General features: G+C 68.0%; 5 protein-coding genes and 1 pseudogene. 3 read left to right on the top strand and 3 right to left on the bottom strand.

Going from position 1 to position 3286, the window contains the following annotated elements; all coding sequences use genetic code 11:
• Nucleotides 1-174: pseudogene (locus FV233_RS31790) on the bottom strand (porin family protein); the annotation flags it as partial.
• Nucleotides 175-546: 372 nt separating this feature from the next.
• Between FV233_RS31790 and FV233_RS30745 the strand changes: the two are divergent.
• Nucleotides 547-711, top strand: a complete 165-nt coding sequence (locus FV233_RS30745; protein ID WP_187277602.1) for a hypothetical protein — start codon at nucleotides 547-549, stop codon at nucleotides 709-711.
• Between the two features lie 546 nt (nucleotides 712-1257).
• On the top strand, nucleotides 1258-1545 hold the full coding sequence (locus FV233_RS28800) for a hypothetical protein (protein ID WP_147899569.1): 288 nt from the start codon (nucleotides 1258-1260) through the stop codon (nucleotides 1543-1545).
• Between the two features lie 13 nt (nucleotides 1546-1558).
• Here the strand turns inward: FV233_RS28800 and FV233_RS28795 are convergent, their stop codons facing one another.
• Together FV233_RS28795 and FV233_RS28790 are read right to left on the bottom strand one after the other, a co-directional pair.
• Entirely contained in the window at nucleotides 1559-2002 is a 444-nt protein-coding gene (locus tag FV233_RS28795) for a DMT family transporter (RefSeq protein WP_147899568.1), read from the bottom strand.
• 114 nt (nucleotides 2003-2116) lie between these two features.
• Nucleotides 2117-2338 carry a hypothetical protein gene (locus FV233_RS28790; RefSeq protein WP_147899567.1) on the bottom strand — a complete coding sequence of 74 codons (222 nt, stop codon included), beginning with the start codon at nucleotides 2336-2338 and terminating at the stop codon, nucleotides 2117-2119.
• Between the two features lie 543 nt (nucleotides 2339-2881).
• Here FV233_RS28790 and FV233_RS28785 point away from each other — a divergent pair.
• The gene (locus FV233_RS28785) at nucleotides 2882-3139 is read left to right on the top strand and encodes a hypothetical protein (protein ID WP_147899566.1); all 258 of its coding nucleotides are present in this window, start codon (nucleotides 2882-2884) and stop codon (nucleotides 3137-3139) included.
• Nucleotides 3140-3286: the final 147 nt, after the last annotated feature.

Raw genomic sequence — 3286 nt, 5'->3', positions numbered from 1 at the left:
GCTGCTGGCGTCGAACGCGTAGCCGGCGTTGAAACCAGCGTAGAAGCCGGTCCAGGTGAACACCGGCACCGGGGTGAACACGGGCGGCGGGGCGGCGCGACGCGGCAGGTCGGCGGCGGCAGCCGCGCCGGTCAGGGCGGTGAAGGTGGCGAGCGAGGCGAGAAGCTTGGTCATGCGGGGTAATCCAGGGCGTGAAATCTGACGCCATGACTACCAATCCGTCGGGAATAAAGCTGTAGTTTTACGGACACACCCGCCGGCAACGACACGAGGCGTCATAGTAAACCGACGGTAAATGGCTGCGGTCCGGCAGACATCATTCGGGAATACTGGGCCGACTGCGACAACGCCGACGCCGGGCATCGGTTGCGGCAAAGGCGGCAATTGCCGAGCCCCTGTGGCCGAAGGGCGACAGGACGGGCCCGCGGAGGGAGGCGGAAGGCGGCGACAGGGACCGCGTTCACATTCCGTACCCACTGTGGCCCGGGGGCGGCAGCCGCTTTCCGGGGGGCCTGCTAGACAGCCCGACGTCTCTGGATGCCGCGCATGTCCAATCGACCGATCCTCCGCCGCATTGTCTTGGTCCTGGGGCTGATGGGCATCCTGATGGCCCTGGCCGACGTCGTCGCCCGCCGGGAGCTGGCGCAGGCGGCCCACGAGACCTTCGGGCGCGGTGGCGCCATCTCACGGACGGCCGAGGCCATAGATTGAAGCCGCTCCCGATCGCGCTGTATTCGGCGACGGCTCTAAGTCTTTGAGCGAACGCGCTCGCTTCCGCCGAACCGACATCCACTTCGGCGGCGAGCGCTCTCGTGCATCATCCCGGACGGTGGCCCGCCGGCTCTCGCAACAATGCGCCGGCCTCCCGCCGCGAGGGACGGAGCGTCGTACCGTCCGATCGATCGGACCCCGGAGACAAAAAAGGCCACCCCTGATGGGGCGGCCCGAAGTCTTGGGAGGAGACACCCCTTGGGAAGGGCAGCAGGACCCCGATGCCATCGGGGCCTGCAGGGCGGAGGTAAGGGCGACCGGTCGAACCAGCAACGGCCGGAAGAGCGTCGCCGCACGCATAAGGACGGCCCGTTCATCTCACAGGTGTGCTTCCACACCATGGCCGAGCGACGCGTCGAGGGCCGGCGGACTGTTGATGCCGAATGTGCGGCAGAACCGAATGTCGCGCTGCGCCGTTGAGGGACGTGATGCCGGCCGAGGAGCGGTCGGTGCCGCGTTCCGACGCCCATGGCCTGCGAGCTTCCGATGACCCGTCCGCGCCGCGTCGGCCTGCCCTGGTACGCCCCGGAGCATTACGAGGCGCTCCGGGCCAACCTCGCCGACGGACCGAGGCTGCCGCCCCGATACGAGACCTGGCGGATCGCCACCGAGCAGATGGAACGCGAGGTCCAGCGCAGCGGCGTCGCCGTGGTGCGCGTGCCGATCGAGCCCGCTGCGTTCGCGGCGTGGTGCGCCGACAGCGGCGTGCCGGCCGACGGCCCCGGCCGGGCTCGCTACGCCGCCGAGGCCGTGGCCGCCCCAGATTCGTTCTGAGCGCGTCAGCCGCTTAGAACAGCGCGACCAGCGCCACGCCGGCGATCATCAGGACGGCGCCCAGCATCCGCCAGACGCTTGCCGGATGCACCGCGAAGCCGACCCAGCCGTAATGGTCGAGCACGATCGAGGCGACCACGCCCACGGTGACGATGATGCCGAGGAAGGACGCGGCGCCGATGGCCGGCGACGCGTAGAGTTGGGCGAGGATCAGCAAGATGCTGAGGAACCCGCCGAGCCAGGCCCACCAGGGCACCTGAGCCCATTGCTGCCCGCTCGGGATCTCGAGCTTGCCGACGGCGAGGCCGCCCACCAAGAGGGCGGACGTACTGACGAGAAGCGTCAGCAGCGCGGCCGTGATCGGCAGGCCGAGGGATTTCGAGAGCGTCGCGTTCTGGCCGGGCTGGATCGCATTCGCGAGGCCGGCGAGGATGGTGAGTCCGTAGAGATACCACATGCTCCGCTAGCTCTTGGACCTGCGGCTAAGATCCGCCGCCCGCCCGCGCATTTTTGACGCGCCGGCCGCGGCCGGCTGTGCGGCCCCGCCGATCGCCGCGGGGCCGGCGCGGATCTAGGGCGTGACCGGCAGGCGACCGACCACGAATCCGGACGCGTCGCGCACGATCAGGGTCCAGGCCGCGTCGGGATCTGCGGCGGCCAACTCGGCGGCCATCTCCCGGATCACGCTCCGGGCTTCCTCCAGGGCCGCATCCGGACTGGCAGCCTCGACGCCGTCCTCGTCGCGGATCGCCTCGGCGCCGTTCTCGATATCGAAGTAGAAGCGCTCGGGCATCTGGCAGGTCCCCCAGATCGAATCCCCCGCAAGGGTCCATGAATTCGGCTACGTAGTGCGTAACGGCACAGCAGCATTCAAAAACAACGATAAAACTTAAAATATCTCAAACCTGAATTGGCTGCGCGAGTTGCAATTATGTCGAGATTTTGGCGAGACGATCCACTAAAGCTATTGGCGATCGCCTTCCGAACCAAGGCCCTAAGGCCCGCTGAGGTGGCGCTCCTTCCTTGGGGCACTTGCCATGTCGACGTGTAACAAACCGGACTCGGCCAATAAAACCGAGGCACCGTCGGACAGCAAAGATCAGTTGCGCAACCACATCCGGCGCGTGTTGCTGTGTATCAAGACCCGGTCGGCGCAGAAGTAGTTGCTGCGCCACCGCGCAGGGTACGATCGACCATCCGGCACACGACCTCGGCGCGACGAGGCCCGGACCGGGTCCGGCCGCGACGCTTTGCGGCATAACCTGCACGCCTGTCGGTGGCCCGCTGTGGCGCCCCTGCGCTGGCGCGGCCCGCCGGCAGACGGCATCGTCGCGTCATGGTGAAGCCCGGAACCCCGACCTGCGAAGTCTCCGTCGAAGGGGCCTGGGTGGCCATGACGATCGACGAGGCGCAAGCGCGTCATCGCGACGCCCTCAAGCGCTGCCCGGCCTGCTTCGGACGCCTGATGATTCAGGGCGGCTACACGGCGGTGCGGCGCGCCTCGCCGTCACATTTTCGCGTCCACGATGGCTGCCCGCTGATCCCGCGCCACTACAAGGGCGCGCCATCCCGCCACCCGGCGGCGATCAGCTAGAGCGCTCTCCGACGAAGTGGCTCCGGTTCGTCGCAAGAGAGCGCGTCAAAACAAGAGCTTAGAGCCGTGGCCCCCCCCAAATTGTGGGGGCCGGGGGGAGACGAGGCAGTGAGGGGGTTTTAGGGGGAGGCGGGGCCGGGGGGGGGG

Source organism: Methylobacterium sp. WL7 (genome assembly GCF_008040085.1).
GTDB lineage: Bacteria > Pseudomonadota > Alphaproteobacteria > Rhizobiales > Beijerinckiaceae > Methylobacterium > Methylobacterium mesophilicum.
Note: the sequence above shows the minus strand (reverse complement) of the source record. Positions and strands in the feature narration are given on the sequence as shown.

Bases quoted from the DNA above. Each gene is read 5' to 3' on its own strand.
- FV233_RS28800 (WP_147899569.1), top strand. From the start codon at position 1,258: ATGACCCGTCCGCGCCGCGTCGGCCTGCCCTGGTACGCCCCGGAGCAT.
- FV233_RS28785 (WP_147899566.1), top strand. From the start codon at position 2,882: ATGGTGAAGCCCGGAACCCCGACCTGCGAAGTCTCCGTCGAAGGGGCC.
- FV233_RS28790 (WP_147899567.1), bottom strand. From the start codon at position 2,338: ATGCCCGAGCGCTTCTACTTCGATATCGAGAACGGCGCCGAGGCGATC.
- FV233_RS28795 (WP_147899568.1), bottom strand. From the start codon at position 2,002: ATGTGGTATCTCTACGGACTCACCATCCTCGCCGGCCTCGCGAATGCG.
- FV233_RS30745 (WP_187277602.1), top strand. From the start codon at position 547: ATGTCCAATCGACCGATCCTCCGCCGCATTGTCTTGGTCCTGGGGCTG.